This window comes from Streptomyces sp. 5K101, assembly GCF_046506645.1.
Classification (GTDB): Bacteria; Actinomycetota; Actinomycetes; order Streptomycetales; family Streptomycetaceae; genus Streptomyces.
In genome coordinates, this window is record NZ_JBKFFO010000025.1 from 52060 (window position 1) to 67473 (window position 15414).

At 70.5% G+C, this 15414-nt stretch carries 10 protein-coding genes, 4 tRNA genes, 1 other RNA gene and 2 pseudogenes; 8 read left to right on the plus strand and 9 right to left on the minus strand.

What is annotated here, in order from left to right:
- Positions 1-259: 259 nt before the first annotated feature.
- The 4 genes from ACLB9X_RS30550 (at position 260) to ACLB9X_RS30565 (ending at position 1348) form a co-directional block, all read left to right on the plus strand.
- Positions 260-595 (plus strand): histone-like nucleoid-structuring protein Lsr2, encoded by a 336-nt coding sequence (locus ACLB9X_RS30550; protein ID WP_410363670.1) that lies wholly within the window; start codon positions 260-262, stop codon positions 593-595.
- A 116-nt stretch (positions 596-711) separates the two neighbouring features.
- Positions 712-783, plus strand: a tRNA-Gly gene (locus ACLB9X_RS30555).
- Positions 784-864: 81 nt separating this feature from the next.
- Positions 865-937, plus strand: a tRNA-Gly gene (locus ACLB9X_RS30560).
- A gap of 338 nt (positions 938-1275) precedes the next feature.
- Positions 1276-1348 (plus strand) — tRNA-Gly (locus ACLB9X_RS30565).
- 49 nt (positions 1349-1397) lie between these two features.
- Here the strand turns inward: ACLB9X_RS30565 and ACLB9X_RS30570 are convergent.
- The 6 genes from ACLB9X_RS30570 to ffs form a co-directional block, all read right to left on the minus strand.
- Positions 1398-2297 (minus strand): phosphoribosylaminoimidazolesuccinocarboxamide synthase, encoded by a 900-nt coding sequence (locus tag ACLB9X_RS30570; protein WP_410363671.1) that lies wholly within the window; start codon positions 2295-2297, stop codon positions 1398-1400.
- Between the two features lie 94 nt (positions 2298-2391).
- On the minus strand, positions 2392-3852 hold the full coding sequence (locus ACLB9X_RS30575; RefSeq protein WP_410363672.1) for a N,N-dimethylformamidase beta subunit family domain-containing protein: 1461 nt from the start codon (positions 3850-3852) through the stop codon (positions 2392-2394).
- Between the two features lie 212 nt (positions 3853-4064).
- Entirely contained in the window at positions 4065-5726 is a 1662-nt protein-coding gene (locus tag ACLB9X_RS30580; protein ID WP_410363673.1) for a hypothetical protein, read from the minus strand.
- Between the two features lie 408 nt (positions 5727-6134).
- Entirely contained in the window at positions 6135-7385 is a 1251-nt protein-coding gene (gene purD / locus ACLB9X_RS30585) for a phosphoribosylamine--glycine ligase (protein WP_410363674.1), read from the minus strand.
- Positions 7386-7446: 61 nt separating this feature from the next.
- Positions 7447-9708: a DNA polymerase III subunit gamma and tau gene (locus ACLB9X_RS30590; protein ID WP_410363675.1), complete on the minus strand. Its 2262-nt coding sequence runs from the start codon at positions 9706-9708 to the stop codon at positions 7447-7449.
- Positions 9709-9769: 61 nt separating this feature from the next.
- Positions 9770-9868, minus strand: an RNA gene (ffs, locus tag ACLB9X_RS30595) — signal recognition particle sRNA small type.
- Between the two features lie 98 nt (positions 9869-9966).
- Here ffs and ACLB9X_RS30600 point away from each other — a divergent pair.
- A tRNA-Ser gene (locus tag ACLB9X_RS30600) sits at positions 9967-10054 on the plus strand.
- A gap of 79 nt (positions 10055-10133) precedes the next feature.
- Here ACLB9X_RS30600 and ACLB9X_RS30605 read toward each other — a convergent pair.
- Positions 10134-11198 (minus strand): annotated as a pseudogene (locus ACLB9X_RS30605) (tyrosine-type recombinase/integrase); the annotation flags it as partial.
- Between ACLB9X_RS30605 and ACLB9X_RS30610 the strand changes: the two are divergent.
- A protein-coding gene (locus ACLB9X_RS30610; protein ID WP_410363676.1) for an IS3 family transposase occupies positions 11156-12318 on the plus strand; the annotation gives its coding sequence in 2 pieces (ribosomal slippage) (positions 11156-11440 and positions 11443-12318; 1161 coding nt in all). The pseudogene ACLB9X_RS30605 and the gene ACLB9X_RS30610 overlap by 43 nt on opposite strands.
- Positions 12319-12383: 65 nt before the next feature.
- Here the strand turns inward: ACLB9X_RS30610 and ACLB9X_RS30615 are convergent.
- Together ACLB9X_RS30615 and ACLB9X_RS30620 are read right to left on the minus strand one after the other, a co-directional pair.
- Positions 12384-12827, minus strand: a complete 444-nt coding sequence (locus ACLB9X_RS30615) for an ATP-binding protein (protein ID WP_410363677.1) — start codon at positions 12825-12827, stop codon at positions 12384-12386.
- Positions 12828-13111: 284 nt separating this feature from the next.
- Positions 13112-13851: pseudogene (locus ACLB9X_RS30620) on the minus strand (GntR family transcriptional regulator).
- A 135-nt stretch (positions 13852-13986) separates the two neighbouring features.
- Here ACLB9X_RS30620 and ACLB9X_RS30625 point away from each other — a divergent pair.
- Positions 13987-15030: a DUF1152 domain-containing protein gene (locus ACLB9X_RS30625; RefSeq protein ID WP_410363681.1), complete on the plus strand. Its 1044-nt coding sequence runs from the start codon at positions 13987-13989 to the stop codon at positions 15028-15030.
- Positions 15031-15047: 17 nt separating this feature from the next.
- The gene (locus ACLB9X_RS30630) at positions 15048-15311 is read left to right on the plus strand and encodes a hypothetical protein (RefSeq protein WP_410363678.1); all 264 of its coding nucleotides are present in this window, start codon (positions 15048-15050) and stop codon (positions 15309-15311) included.
- Positions 15312-15414: the final 103 nt, after the last annotated feature.

The window sequence follows — 15414 nt, forward strand, 5'->3', positions numbered from 1 at the left end:
TGCGAGGGCGGTTCCCTCAGCGTACCCGGCCCGAAAATCTACGCGAGTAGATATCCCGGAGCCCCGCAGTGAAATCCCGGATAAGAATCCCTGACGCCTTTGCGGCGGACACGCGCAGAAAATTGCCGGGGCTTCACAATGCGTGGCCCTGCGCTGTACAAAGGAATACAGAGGAAAGCAGCATTGCCCCTCGATGGCCGTAAAGCCGGTATCACCGCACGTCAGCACCGGTGATACCGCAGGGAAAGGACCGATATCCGTGGCTCAGCGAGTAGTGGTCACGCTCTCCGACGACATCGACGGAGGAGGAGCGGCGGAAACGGTCATGTTCGGCCTCGACGGGAAGTCGTACGAGATCGACCTCAATACGTCCAATGCAAAGAAACTGCGCAAGGCCCTGGCCCCGTACGTGGCCGCGGGCCGCAAGATGACGAACGTCACCAAGCGCGACAAGTCACGCGTCTCGTACCGGCACACCTCGCTCGAGCCGTCCCCGGCCGCGGTCCGCGCCTGGGCTCAGTCGCGCAAGATGGACGTGCCGGCCCGGGGCCGGATCCCCAAGCACGTCTACGAGGCGTTCCGCGAGGCCAGTTGAGCCGACGGCCCTCGAGCGGGCGGCGGCGGGCAGCGAGTTGCACTGCACCCCTGGTGATCGGCTAGAGTCTGGAGCACGCCGAGGGGCAAGGCCGAAAGGCCCGGCCCACCGAGCATGCGGGTGTAGTTCAGTAGCAGAACATCCCCCTTCCAGGGGGAAGGCGCAGTGTGCAATTCCTGTCACCCGCTCTGCACCACTATTACCGTCCACCGATGTGGATCAGGTACAGTGGTGAACACACCGCCCGGTGAGAGCCGAGCGGCCGCAATGCGGACGTGGCTCAGTTGGTAGAGCATCACCTTGCCAAGGTGAGGGTCGCGAGTTCGAATCTCGTCGTCCGCTCAGAGAGCGAAGGCCCTGGTCGATATGACCGGGGCCTTCGTCGTTCCGTGATTCCGGACGGCTTCAGCGTGTGACGGTCGCCACAGCAAGCGACCCATACGGGCTTCCTTGTCCGGCACCCCGCAACCCGCCCCCGGGCGGCCTGCCGACCGGCAATTGGGCGCGGGGCGTGGCGCCACGTACCGGCTCCGACTCCCCAGCGGCCCCGCCCGGGCCGTGGCACCACCGACCGGGCCCGGCCCCCAACGGCCCGGCGACGCCCTGGGCGGAGATCCGTACGGGCGTATGTCTCACCCGGCCGCGAGTTTGGGTATAGTGGGCTCCGCGCTACGGCGCATGCGGACGTGGCTCAGTTGGTAGAGCATCACCTTGCCAAGGTGAGGGTCGCGAGTTCGAATCTCGTCGTCCGCTCAGATGAAGAGGCCCCCGGCGATCTCGCCGGGGGCTTCTTCGTGTGCCGTCAGTGCCAGGCAGTCCCGGTCAGCAGCTCGTACGCCTCCAGGTACTTGGCGCGGGTCGCGTCAACGACGTCCTGCGGCAGGGCCGGCGGCGGCTGCTCGCTCCTGCGGTCCCAGCCGGAGGCCGGGGACGTCAGCCAGTCGCGCACGTACTGCTTGTCGTACGACGGCTGGGCGTGGCCGGGCTCCCAGGAAGCCGCGGGCCAGAAGCGGGACGAGTCCGGGGTCAGCACCTCGTCCGCGATGACCAGGGTGTCCCCGTCGAAGCCGAACTCGAACTTCGTGTCGGCCAGGATGATGCCCCGCTCACGGGCGATGTCGCGGGCGCGCGCGTACACGTCGAGCGTCGTGCGGCGCAGGTGGGCGGCGGTCTCCGCGCCGACCTGGCGGGCCACCTCCTCGTAGCTGACGTTCTCGTCGTGGTCGCCGACGGCGGCCTTGGTGGCCGGTGTGAAAATCGGGGCCGGCAGCTCGGAACCGTCGACCAGGCCCTCGGGGAGCGCCAGGCCGCAGACCGTGCGGGTCTGCTGGTACTCGACGAGGCCGGAGCCGGTCAGATAGCCGCGGGCGACGCACTCGACCGGGACCATGTTCAGCGACTTGCAGATCAGGGTGCGGCCCGCCCAGTCGGCGGGGGCGCCGGCGGGCAGGTCGGTGGACAGCACATGGTTCGGGACGAGGTCCTGCAACTGCTCGAACCACCACAGGGACAGGCGGGTGAGCACCCGGCCCTTGTCGGGGATCTCCGTGGGGAGCACCCAGTCGTAGGCGGACATGCGGTCGCTGGCGACCATCACGAGGTCGCCCGCCTCGTTCCGGTACAGGTCGCGCACCTTGCCGGTGTGCACGTGCATCAGGCCGGGCACCTGGATCGGCTCGGGCTTTTCGACGAATCCGGACACGGTTCCTCCCCGTGGTTACGTACAACGGCTCCGATTGTCCCGTATGCGGGCGGGACTCTCCTGAGCAGGGGTGCCGGACGCGCCGGATCGTCGCCTAGTCGCGTTTGCAGATGCGGTCGAGGAGGTTGGCCGTCGCGCGCTGGATGCGGGGGTCCACGTGGCCGGGCCGGTCCAGGGCCGGCGACCAGGCGAAGGTCCCCGACGCGAAGACCAGAGCGCCGGAGGGGGCGCGGTACAGCGACGTCTCCTGGTGGCGCACCACGCCGTCGCCGTCCTCGTACGGCGAGTGCGCGAGCAGGATGCGGCTGACGTGCTCGGGGAGCGGGGTGCGCGGGAAGTAGCGATCGGCCTCGCCCGCGACCAGACCGGGCAGCTCGTCGCCCTCTCCGGCACCGGTCGCCTCCCACAGCCAGTGGTCCGCGTTGCGCACGACGAGGGGGGAGGGCTCCGGGACCCGGCCCGCGTACTGGATGCCCAGCAGCAACTGCTCGGACCGGTCGACCTCGCGCCACAGGGCCGGTTTGCCGGGGCAGCGGCGCTTGCGGCAGGTCAGCAGCCGCTCGGGCATGCCGGACGGCGAGGGAGCGAGCTCGACCTGCCAGTACATGGTGTTGGCGGAGAGGAAGACCAGCGAGGTGCCGCGGTCGCGGGCGGTCTCGGCGGCGTGGCGCATGGGCGCCGACCAGTACTCGTCGTGACCGGGGAAGATCAGGCCGCGGTAGTGGGAGGGATCGACGCGGCCCGCGTGCAGATCGCGGATGTCGGCGTAGGCGAGGTCGTAGCCGTACCGCTCGGCCCAGCGGATGAAGTCGTAGGCGTGGCCGACATGCAGGGGAAGGCCCGCGCCCGCGTAGGGCCGGTCGAAGGAGACGGTGACGGCGGCGTCCCCCTCGCCGAGGAGCCGGCCGTTCTCGTCCCACGCGTGGTACAGGCTCGCGCCGGTCCGGCCGTCCTCCGGGTAGAGGTTGTACGCCTGCCAGGTGACGTCGGGCAGAAGCAGCAGCAGGTCGGCAGGGCGGTCGTGGCGGACCGTGAAGGGAATGTGGGAGCGGTGGCCGTCGAGGGTGGTCAGCACGGCGACGTACGCGCCGATCGTCCAGTACGAGGGGATCTGCAGCCGCCACGAGAGCCACCAGTGGTGGCACGAGACCGTGCGGTCGGCGGTGAGCGGCGGCGGCTGGACGATGCCCGACAGTCGCGGGCTCGTGGTGATCTTGGCGGCGCCGTCGCCGCCGTAGTGACCGATGCGGTAGATGTCGACCGAGAACTGCTGCGGCGGATCCACGGTGATGTGGAAATCGATTGCCTCGCCGGGACCGGCGGCGCCGGGCGAGACGAAGCCCTTGATCTGACGGCGTACGTCGTCGGCGGTGCGCGGGCCCCCGGTGCCACCGCGGGCCAGCACCGGGTCGGCATACCAGGGGACGACCTGGCCGGTGTCGCCGAAGTAGTGCTCGCCGCCGCGCAGCCAGGGCAACGGCCCCTGCCCGAAGGGATCGCTGACGGCGTGCGCGAGGGCGCCCGATTCCCATCGCCGGATCTGCTCCGCCCCCATGACTGCGCCCTCCCTCGGTGCCCCGGACATCGATGCGCCGACCTGTTCAGCGCCGTTCTCCAGCACATCACATAACGCACTCACTCCGTCACCTTTCGTCGCGAATTGACGTCAAAGGGAAGAGATCGTTCCGGGTGAGGGGCTCGCGCGACGGCCCTGAACGCTAGGTCACCGGCTGAGCGCTGGGGCCGCCGGCCGTCCGGATCGGCGGATCAGGCGAGGCGGACCGGCTTCTCCGGCCGGACGCCAAGGGAACCCAGCCAGAGCCGCAGCGGCTGCGCGTCGCCGTCCTCCACCAGGCTCAGGACGGGCGCCATGAGGTCCGACCGCCGCTCGCCGTCGATCAGCAGGGCCGGGCCGTCCAGCCAGTCCAGGCCGGGCGCCGCGCCCACGGTGTCGATCGCCGTGCAGCACACCATCGCGACGACATGGTCCGCGAGCAGGTCACGGCCGGTGCGCGGCGGCTGGAGCGGGAACAGCGGCAGCGGGTCCCCGCCCCACAGGGCCAGCACGTCGCTTACGCCGTCCCGGGCGGCCGCCGGCCGGCCCTGGACCCTGGCCGGCTCCCGTGCCGCCTCCTCACGTGCCGTACGGGCGGTGAGGGCGGCCGCCAGGTCGTCGCTCGCGGCACCGCCCGGCCGCTGCGACAGGTGCTCGATCACACGGGCGAGGGTCGGCCCTTCGGGCCCTGTCGCGGGAGGCACACCCAGCTCGTCGAGAACCCGGTGTATACGGGCCGCTTCCGTTCGCCACTTGCGGTCCACGACCTCGTCCGGATAACGCTGCCAGTCCACCGGGGACCAGTCGGGGCCCACCTCGGCGGGCCCGCCGTGGAACAGCCGCGCCGCCAGCAGCGACGCCGCCTCGTCCACGGTGCCCGGCTCCTCCAGCAGGTCACAGGCGGGACGCTCGCCCAGCCGCGAGGTGAAGCCCTCGGCGAGGCGGTCACGCCGGGAGAGCTCGGTCAGCGCCGCCACGACGCCCGCGTCCAGGCGCGACGGCCAGCGGCCCATGTGCCAGGCGGGCAGGGCGACCCTGGTCAGCAGCCGGTCCCAGCCCGCGTAGGCGAGGCCCACCTGCTCCTGGGCGACGATCCGCAGGCCGTAGTCCACCCCCTGTGCACGCTCGGACGCCGCTGCCGCGACCCAGCGCTCCATCTCCGCCGCGTGCATCTGACAGCCGCGCAGCAGGAGCCGGGCGATCCGGCCGGTCGCGAGGGACAGCGGCCTGCCTATGGACCGCTTCCCCGGGCCGGCCGCGTCGGCGACCGCCGCGTCCAGGCCCCGCACGAACCGGCGGGCGGCGGCTATGTCGGGGTCGGCGGCGAGCACGGTGCCCGCGACGACCGGGCCGAGCACCGCCCGCAGCTCGGCGACCCGCATCCACCACAGGAAGGGCGAGCCGATGACCAGGACCGGCGCCTCGCCCGGGCGCCGCCTGGTCCCGGATATCGCGTGCGCCGGGTGCGTACGGTCCTCGAGCCAGCTGTCGCAGTCGGGGGTGAGCGCGAGCGCGGACGGCGCGGGCACGTCCAGGCGCTCGGCCAGATCGTGGACCAGCCGGTACAGATCGGGGGCCGAGCGCTCCGGGAGCTCCACGGTCGGGCTGAGCGCCGGCGTGGCCCGGGTGATCACCGCGGCGACGGCCGCGGCGGCGAGCAGCACCACCACGGCGCACGCGGTCACCGTCCAGCGCGCTGCGTCCCAGCCCGTGCCGCTCAACCGGCCCGTCGCACCGCCGGCCAGCAGGATCACGGCGACGGCCGCCGGGAGCAGCGCCACGGCCGTCGCCCAGCCGCGGACACGCAGCACGGCGAGGGCCTTGGAACGGGCGCCACGAGCGCCCACCGACTCCCCGATAGCGGTACCGGACACGACCGGACGTCACCCCCTCTGCCCTGCGACGATGTTGGTCACTCCCCCACTGTGGCACCGCCCCCTGACATCGCAATGCCGGTGGGCCAAGTGCCGGAACCCCTGCGGGGCACCCTAGTTGGGGCTTCCGCGACCGTCATCCGGATGGCTCAGGCATCACTCGATGGAATGGCTTCGGGCCATGTGCCGGCAGCGGCGGACGGCAGGGACCGAGGTCGACGAAGGGCAGGTCGGGCCTGCTGTTCCGGGGGTGGGGACGGGGTCGGCGGTCCGGCGCACGCGGCCGTGCCGAATGAGCCGGGCGAAGCCGGTTCACGTGATCCGGCATGCGGACGGGGCCCGGCGCGCTGTGCGCCGGGCCCCGTCCGGACGTCGCTCGTACGGGAACCGGACCGGCCCCCGCCGGAATCAGCCCTCCGCGGCGGCGCGGGCGATGTCCGTGCGGTGCTGGGAGCCCTCGAGACGGATGCGGGACACCGCCCGGTACGCGCGCTCGCGTGCCTCGGCCAGGTCCTCGCCCGTCGCCGTCACCGACAGCACCCGGCCGCCCGCGCTCACGATCGCGTCGCCGTCGCGCTTGGTGCCGGCGTGCAGGACGTACGCGTGGGGCGCGTCCTCCGCGGCGACCTCGTCGAGGCCCTCGATCCGGTCGCCGGTGCGCGGCGTGCCCGGGTAGTTGTGGGAGGCGACGACGACGGTCACGGCCGCGTCGTCACGCCAGTGGAGCGGCGGGAGGGTGTCCAGCGTGCCGTTCGCCGCGGCGAGCAGGACGCCGGCCAGCGGCGTCTTCAGCCGGGCGAGCACGACCTGCGTCTCCGGGTCGCCGAAGCGCGCGTTGAACTCGATGACCCGCACACCGCGCGACGTGATCGCGAGCCCCGCGTACAGCAGGCCGGAGAAGGGCGTGCCACGGCGGCGCATCTCGTCGACGGTCGGCTGGAGGACGGTGTCCATGACCTCGTCGACCAGCTTGGGGTCGGCCCACGGCAGCGGGGAGTAGGCGCCCATGCCGCCGGTGTTCGGGCCCTCGTCGCCGTCGAGCGCGCGCTTGAAGTCCTGGGCTGGCCGCAGGGGCACGACCGTTTCGCCGTCGGTGATGGCGAAGAGCGAGACCTCGGGACCGTCGAGGTACTCCTCGATGACGACCCGGCCGCACGCCAGCGCGTGCTCGCGGGCCTGCTCCAGGTCGCTGGTGACCACGACACCCTTGCCGGCGGCGAGCCCGTCGTCCTTGACCACGTACGGGGCGCCGAAGGCGTCGAGCGCCTCGTCGATCTCCTCGGGGGTCGTACAGACGTAGCTGCGGGCCGTGGGCACTCCGGCCCCGGCCATCACGTCCTTGGCGAAGGCCTTCGAGCCCTCCAGCTGCGCCGCGGCCCCCGACGGGCCGAAGCAGGGGATCCCCGCGGCCCGGACCTGGTCGGCGACACCGGCGACGAGCGGCGCCTCCGGGCCGACCACGACGAGATCGGCACCGAGGACGGTGGCGAGCCGCGCCACGGCCGGGCCGTCCAGCTGGTCGACCGGGTGCAGCTCGGCGACCTCGGCGATACCGGCGTTTCCGGGCGCACAGTGCAGAGCGGTGACGTCGGGATCGAGGGACAGTGAGCGGCACAGGGCGTGTTCGCGGGCGCCGCCGCCGATGACGAGGACCTTCACGGGCGCAAGCCTAACCGCCGTACGCACCGCGACGTGGTACGGGCCTCCGAGGGCAGGCCCGCTACTCGTTCGTATATTCCTCCACAACCGTGGCGCCGAGCTCGCGCACGATCAGGTCGTGCCCGGAGAGCGCCGAGTCGACGAGATCCGGATCGTCCTCCTCGGGGACGTCGTCCTCCAGCGAGACCGGCGGGGGCGGCGGCGGACTGTACGTCTCCGCCGGGCGGACCGGCTCGGGGGCGGACTGCGGCGCGGCCGCTTGAGGAGGCGTGGGCTGGGCGGACGGAGCGGGCCGCGGCGCGGGGGCGGCCGGGCCGGGCGGTGCAGGCGGGGCCGGGGCGGCGGCCGGCGGCCTGCTCTGGCCGTAGCCGCCGGGGCCGGACTGGCCGCCGTAACCGCCGCCGGGACCGGGCTGGGCTCCGTAACCGCCGGGGCCGGACTGGCCGCCGTAGCCTCCCGAGCCGCCCGGGGGCTGGCCGCCGGGGCCTCCGCCCGCGCCGCCGGACGGGTCGACGATCGCCTCGACCTTCCACTGCACGTTGAACTGCTCGGCGAGCGCCTGCTTCAGCACGTCCTCGCTGCCGCTGCTCGCGAAGTTGTCCCGGGCGCCGGCGTTGATGAAGCCGAGCTGGAGGGTGGTGCCGTCGAAGCCCGCCACCTGCGCGTTCTGGCTGAGCAGGATCCAGGTGAAGCGGCGGCGGTTCTTCACGGCCTCCAGGATGTCCGGCCACATGTTCCGTACCTGGCCGGCGCCCTGGGACATGGCGGGGGCCGGTGCGGGCACGGCGGGGCCGGCCGGCGCGGGCTCGGGGGCACGCGACGGCTGGGGGGCGGCGGGCGGCGCGCCCTGGCCGGGGGACGAGGCGGTGGGCCAGCCGCCGGGCCGCCGCGGGGCCTCCGGGGATCCGCCGGCACCGGTCGCCCCCGGCCAGGCACCGGGACGAGTCGGCGCGGGCTCGGGGGGCCGCGGCGCCTGAGGGGCGGTGGGCTCGGGTGCGGGTGCGGCCGCCGGTGCGGCGGGGGCCGGTCCGGGCGGGGCAGCCTCGGGCCGTACGGCGGCGCGCGCCGCCGCGGGACCGCCACCGGGCGGCACCGGGGCGTGCGCCTGCGCCTCCGGCCCGGGCACATACCCCATGGCGGGCGTCGGCCCGCCGGAGGAGAACGTCGCGCCGCGCTCCAGCCGGTCGAGCCGGGCCTGCACGGACCGCTCGTCGTCGAAGGCGGCGGGCAGCAGCACGCGGGCGCAGATCAGCTCCAGCTGGAGCCGGGGCGACGTGGCGCCGCGCATCTCGGTCAGTCCGGTGTTGACCAGGTCGGCGGCGCGGCTGAGCTCGGCCGCGCCGAAGACGGACGCCTGCGCCTGCATGCGCTCCACCACATCGGCGGGCGCGTCGATCAGCCCCTTGGTGCCCGCGTCCGGAACGGCGGCGAGGATCACGAGGTCGCGCAGCCGCTCCAGGAGGTCGGCGACGAACCTGCGCGGGTCGTTCCCGCCCTCGATGACGCGGTCGACGACCTCGAAGGCGGCGGCACCGTCACCCGAGGTGAAGGCGTCCACGATCGAGTCGAGCAGCGACCCGTCCGTGTACCCGAGCAGTGCGGTCGCCATGGCATACGTCACACCGTCCTCGGCCGCGCCGGCGAGCAGCTGGTCCATGACGGACATGGAGTCACGCACGGACCCCGCCCCGGCGCGCACGACGAGCGGCAGCACCCCGTCCTCGACGGGGATGCCCTCGCGGCCGCACACCTCGGCCAGGTACTCGCGGAGCATGCCCGGCGGCACGAGACGGAAGGGATAGTGGTGCGTCCTGGACCGGATCGTCCCGATGACCTTCTCGGGCTCGGTGGTCGCGAAGATGAACTTCAGATGCTCCGGGGGCTCCTCGACCACCTTCAGCAGGGCGTTGAAGCCCGCCGACGTGACCATGTGGGCCTCGTCGATGATGTAGATCTTGTAGCGGCTGCTCGCCGGCCCGAAGAACGCCTTCTCGCGCAGATCACGGGCGTCGTCCACGCCTCCGTGCGACGCGGCGTCGATCTCGATGACGTCGATGGACCCCGGCCCGTTGCGCGCGAGGTCGCGGCACGACTGGCACTCGCCGCAGGGCGTCGGCGTCGGACCCTTCTCGCAGTTCAGACAGCGCGCGAGGATGCGGGCGCTGGTCGTCTTGCCACAGCCGCGCGGCCCGCTGAACAGGTACGCGTGATTGACCCGGTTGTTCCGCAGGGCCTGCTGCAACGGGTCGGTGACATGCTCCTGCCCGATGACCTCGGCGAACGACTCGGGACGATAGCGGCGGTACAGCGCAAGGGACGACACGCTTACGAGGTTATCGGGGCCCGCCGACAATCGAGGCCGCCCCGAGACCCTGGGGCCCGCACAAGCAAGCGCCCCTCACGCACCCGCCAGAGCCGACCTACCCTTGCTGCCTTCCGGCCCTGGGGGAGTTCAGTCAGATAGCGCCACGTGAGGGGCTGCGCCCAGGTTACCCGATGCCGAGGGGTGGTCGGGCCCCCGGTTCCGGGCCGATGGGAACGGGTTCGCGAGCACTCCTCGGCGTCATGTAATGTTTCCGGCGGAGGATTCGCCTAGAGGCCTAGGGCGCACGCTTGGAAAGCGTGTTGGGGGCAACCCCTCACGAGTTCGAATCTCGTATCCTCCGCCAGTGCCTCACCGGGCACGATGTCGAAGGGCCCCACCGCTTGCGGTGGGGCCCTTCGACGTTGTCCGTCTCAGTTTCCGTCTCAGTTGTTCTTCGGCGGCTCCCAGAGCATGTCGCCGACCTGCTGGACGACCTTCCGCAGCATGGGCCCGGTGATGTGCATGTACCGCGCGCGCATCCTGGCCGCACCGCCGGGCTCCCAGCCCATGATCGAGTCGACCACGACGTCCGGGACTCCCAAGAGGAGCAGCACGGTCGCGGCGGTGTGGCGAGCGTCATGCAGCCGCCCGTCCCGTACACCCGCGTCCCGCAGGAGCCGCTTCCACACGTGGTAGTCGGTGTTCGGGCTCAGCGGCCCGCCTGTGGGTGAAGCGAACACGTACCCCTTGTCCTCCAGTCACCGCCTGCCGCAGTGCGCTCCGCCGTCTGCTCCTCCTGGTGGTGACGCAGGAGCTTGATCAGCGGATCGGGCAGGCCAACCGTGCGCCGCCCCGCACGGGATTTGGTCGACTTGTGCTCCCTCCTGGTCTGCTCACGCTGGGGGCAATAGCCGGCCTTCCTGCCGCAAGGGTTGTCCCCGCAACCGTGCCGGTACTTGGGCCGAAGCCGGTTCTTCCGGGTGCGGACGTATCCCGCGTCCAGGTCGACGTCTTCCCAGTGAAGGCCGAGCGCTTCCCCTTGACGGAGGCCGAGCGCCAGGGCGACGACCCACCGCGCGCTGTTGCGGAGCTTCGAGGCTTCGACGAGCAGGCTCTGTACCTCCTCGATCGTGAACGGCTCGATGTCCTCTTCTTCGAGCCGCGGAGCTTTGGCGATCTCGGCAGCGTTGGTGGGGACGTGTCCCCGGCGTACTGCCTCACCCAGAGCGACCCGGATCGTGCGGTGCACGTGATGGGCCGTTCCGGCCGAGCTGCCGGAGCTCTGCATCCTCCGGTAGAAGCGCTCCAGGTGTTCGGGCTCCAGTCGCGCGAGCCGATGTGCCCCCAGGCCGGGCACGAGATGGACGCGTACGTCCGACCTCGTAGCCGTCGTAAGGGGTCTGCCGCACGATCGGGTGACATCTGAACTGGCTTGCCCTGTGGGGCAGGTGGGAAGGATGTCGCTGTGCCCAAGCCTTATCCGGAGGAGTTCCGCCAGGACGTCGTGCGGGTCGCGAGGAACCGCGGGCCGGGTGTGACGGTCGAGCAGGTGGCCACCGACTTCGGGGTCCATCCGATGACGTTGTGGAAGTGGATGCGTCGCGCGGAGATCGACGACGGAACCAAGCCCGGATCGACCAGCCAGGAGAGCGCCGAGCTGCGGGAAGCGCGTCGGCGGATCAAGTTGCTGGAGCAGGAGAACGAGGTCCTGCGGCGGGCCGCGGCCTATCTGTCGCAGGCGCATCTGCCGGGAAAAGGATCTACCCGCTCGTGAAGGAGCTGGCCGGGGACGGGGTGCCCGTCACGGTTGCGTGCCGGGTGCTGAAGCTCGCCAGACAGCCCTACTACCGCTGGCTGGACCAGCCGGTGACCGATGCCGTGCTGGAGGAGGCGTATCGCGCGAACGCGCTGTTCGACGCGCACCGTGACGACCCGGAGTTCGGCTACCGCTTCCTGGCCGACGAAGCTCGCGGCGCCGGGGCCGTGATGGCGGACCGGACTGCCTGGCGGATCTGCCGGGACAACCGCTGGTGGAGCGTGTTCGGCAAGAAGCGCGGCAAGGGCAAGAAGGCCGGCCCGCCGGTGCACGACGACCTGGTCCGCCGTGACTTCACCGCAGCCTGTGCGAATCGGCTGTGGCTCGCCGACATCACCGAGCACACCACCAGCGAAGGCAAGCTCTATCTCTGCGCGATCAAGGACGCCTTCAGCAACAGGATCGTGGGCTACTCCATCGACGAGCGGATGAAGTCCCGCCTGGCCGTGACCGCCCTGGACAACGCCGTGGCCCGGCGTGAAAACGTCGACGGCTGCATTCTGCACAGCGATCGCGGATCGCAGTTCCGCTCCCGGAAATTCGTCCGGACGCTCGACCGCCACCGGATGGCCGGATCGATAGGGAGAGTCGGAGCTGCCGGCGACAACGCGGCCATGGAGTCCTTCTTCAGTCTGTTGCAGAAGAACGTCCTCGACCGCCGTGTCTGGGCCACCCGCGAAGAACTCCGGATCGCGATCGTGACCTGGATCGAGCGGACCTACCACCGACGCCGCAGACAAGCCTCACTCGGCCGACTGACCCCCATCGAATTCGAGACCGTCATGACCACGCCGGCCCTCCAGGCCGCGTGACCGAACCTGTCACCCGAACCTGCATCAGACCCCAGAAAGGCCTCCACTCATGAAAGAAGCGACGGTCAGACCTTCCAGGCGCTGTCCATGGAGAAGGACACCATGGTGCCGCCGAGAGGGCTTGGCTCGGCGCTCCACGAGCTGGCAAGCTCGTTCACCAGGCACAGCCCCCGACCGTGGGCCTCGTCGGCGGCGGGCTGCCGCATGCGGACGCTTGCGGGGAATCCGGGGTTGTGCACATCTACCCGCAGGGACGCGCCCACTCGCCACCACTCGACCCGCACCCGCCAGGCCTCCTCCGCTTCCCCGTAAAGGATCGCATTGGTGACCAGTTCCGAGATCATCAGCACGCAGTCGTCCAGCGAGCAGGACAGGTCGTACGGCTCCAAGAGCTTCCGAAACCATCGGCGTGCCCGCGCGACGGACTCCGCTTCCGGGTAGAGGGTCATGCGGCCGACCGACACGGGTTGGGCCACCGACTCATAGCGTCGGCCTTCTGCTCCAGTCATGCGCTCCCTACTCCCTACCAGTGCCGTCACAGTCGAGACAGCGCCGCTTGGATGTAGCGCGAACACGACCCGCGGCCGCAGAGAACGCCAAGGCGGAGCGGGAACTGACGCGCTTCCAGCCCCGGCCTCGGCAACCACCGCATGGCGCATGCGCGATGCGCGGTAACCCTGCACCTTCTCGGATCACGCTCGTGGCCCCCTTCCAAGTGGCCTTAGCCACTTACTGGATAGTGGCATTGGCCACTGGAGCCGCGCAAGCGGTTCGGCGACAGAGCCGCGACTTTCTACGTGATCGGGTAACCCTGCTCGAAGGCCCAACGCTCAGGCGGGTAGGTCGCTTCGGCGAACTCCAGCGGACGATCCTGCAGGTCATAGACCACGTGGTGCACGATCAACACCGCAGAGCCTGCTGGCAACTTGAGGTCGCAGCTTCATCGGCAGTGGCGGTACGCGCGCACATGCGGTCCTCGGCGTAGCTGCCTTGACGTCCCGTCATGTTTTCGACATACATCAGCGTGCCCTCACGGATCCGGTCCGGCTCCAGGAGCTTCGGCGCACGCTCCCCGACCTCAGCGCCGAACCAGGACGTCGACAACGTGATCGGTCCCGACTCGTTGTTGGTCACGCGCCGGCGATGGACAGCCCTGCCGCGCGGTCCCAGATTCAACGCCTCGGCAACATGCTCCGGAGCATCCAGCCACCCCGCGGAAGTGATCACCGCGTACTCACCCGGCGTGTAGATCTTGCCCGTCTGCTTGGCGCGGCCGTACAACTCGCGGGCTCGCCGGTTAACTTGCAGGCCACGCACGTAGGTGCCTGACCCTTGCCGCTTCTCCACCAAGCCCTGATGGCTGAGCGCCTCCAGGGACCGCGCCGCCGTTGGCCGCGATACGTTCCAGTCGGCCGCCAGCTGCCTTTCGGACGGAACCTCATCACCCGGCCGCAAGTCACCGCGCAAGATCTGATCGCGGATGTGATGCGCGATCTGCAGGTACTTGGGCTGGGTCTCTTGAATCTTCGGCATCCGAGCCCCTTACCTAGGTGGCTATTACCTCTAGCCACTATAGGGTGAGTGGCTACGCCCGGAACCCGTACCCTGACGCGGGTGACGCGCTTGATCGTGGCTGCAGGTGGAGGAGGCGACGCTGTCGCCGCCGCAATGCTGGACGCCGCCCTTTACAGCGACGAGAGTCCGGCGCTCGTTCTCACGTACGCGTGGGACAGACTGCTGATCGACCCCGTGCCAGGTCCACGAGGCTCGGCCAGCTTCACGGGCCTTCGCCCCATCACCCGAAGCGTCCAGGCCGTGCCCGCCGACGCGAAGCCAATCGCCCCCGCAGGATCTACGCTTCCTCGTCTCGCCGCAGAGCTCCCGCAGACCCTCGCCCTGATCGATCCGCACCATGGCGCCGAGGGCATCACGCGCCAGCTCGAAGAGCTCGTCCAGCACCTGGCCCCCGAGTCCATCGACCTTCTGGACGTCGGAGGAGACATCCTCGCCAAGGGCGACGAGCCCACACTCCGCAGCCCACTCGCGGACGCCCTCACGCTCGCCGCATGCTGCCAACTCAATGCGCCGGTACGTCTCCTGGTCGCCGGCCCCGGCCTGGACGGTGAAGTCCCGGCCGAGGATCTGCGCGACCGCCTGGGCGCGTCAGTCCTGACGCTCACAGCCGAACACGTCCAGCCGGTCAACTCCGTACTGGAGTGGCATCCCTCCGAAGCAACAGCGATGCTCGCGGCGACGGCCCGAGGCATCCGCGGTCTGTGCGAAGTCAGGGACGCCGGCCTGCCAGTCCCTCTCACCGACGAGGGCCCCACTGTCCACGAAGCGGACCTGGACGACGCCCTCCACCGGAACGAGCTCGCACGAGCCCTTCTGTCGACGGAAACGCTCGACGAGGCCGAGCAGCAAAGCCGCGAGATCTGCGGGTACTCGGAGATCGACTACGAGCGCAACAAGGCCAGTTGGCTGGGCAGCCAGGCTGAGCAAGAGCTCGATCCGGAAGCCACGCTCCGCCGACTCGCCCAGTTCGAGGCCGAAGCCCGCTCCCGCGGAGTCAGCCACACGACGTTCCGCCGGATCACGGAGGCGCTTGGACTCAGCGGCAAGCAGCGCGAGGACCTGAGAGCCCTCCTGATCAACAACCGCCCGGACCAGTACGCAGCCCCACTCTGGCGCATCGCCGGTCACGAGAGCTGACAGCAGGTCGACGACCGATGAGCGCCTTCGCGAGCGACGCAGCACTTGATGACGTGCGGGACACCACAGGTAACGGTACCGAGGTCGACGTAGCCACGAATCTGCTGACCGGAGCCGTACGGCTCTCGGTTCTGTGGACGCAGGAGATCTTGCTTTCGCCCGAGGACGCCGCGAAGGTTGCCGCGGCGCTGGCGAGGGCTGCCGATCAAGGCCGCCAGATCAGCTCCAGCAATCCAGAAGAGCACTCCGAGCCCCGGTGTCTAGTCCCAGGTGATGTTTGACGTTCTGGTCCCAGCTGATGCTTGACGGTGGGCCTAGACAACATCGGAAACTTCGCGAGGCTTGTTCGCTTTGACGTTCCTGACCGGGACGTCAGTCGTGCGG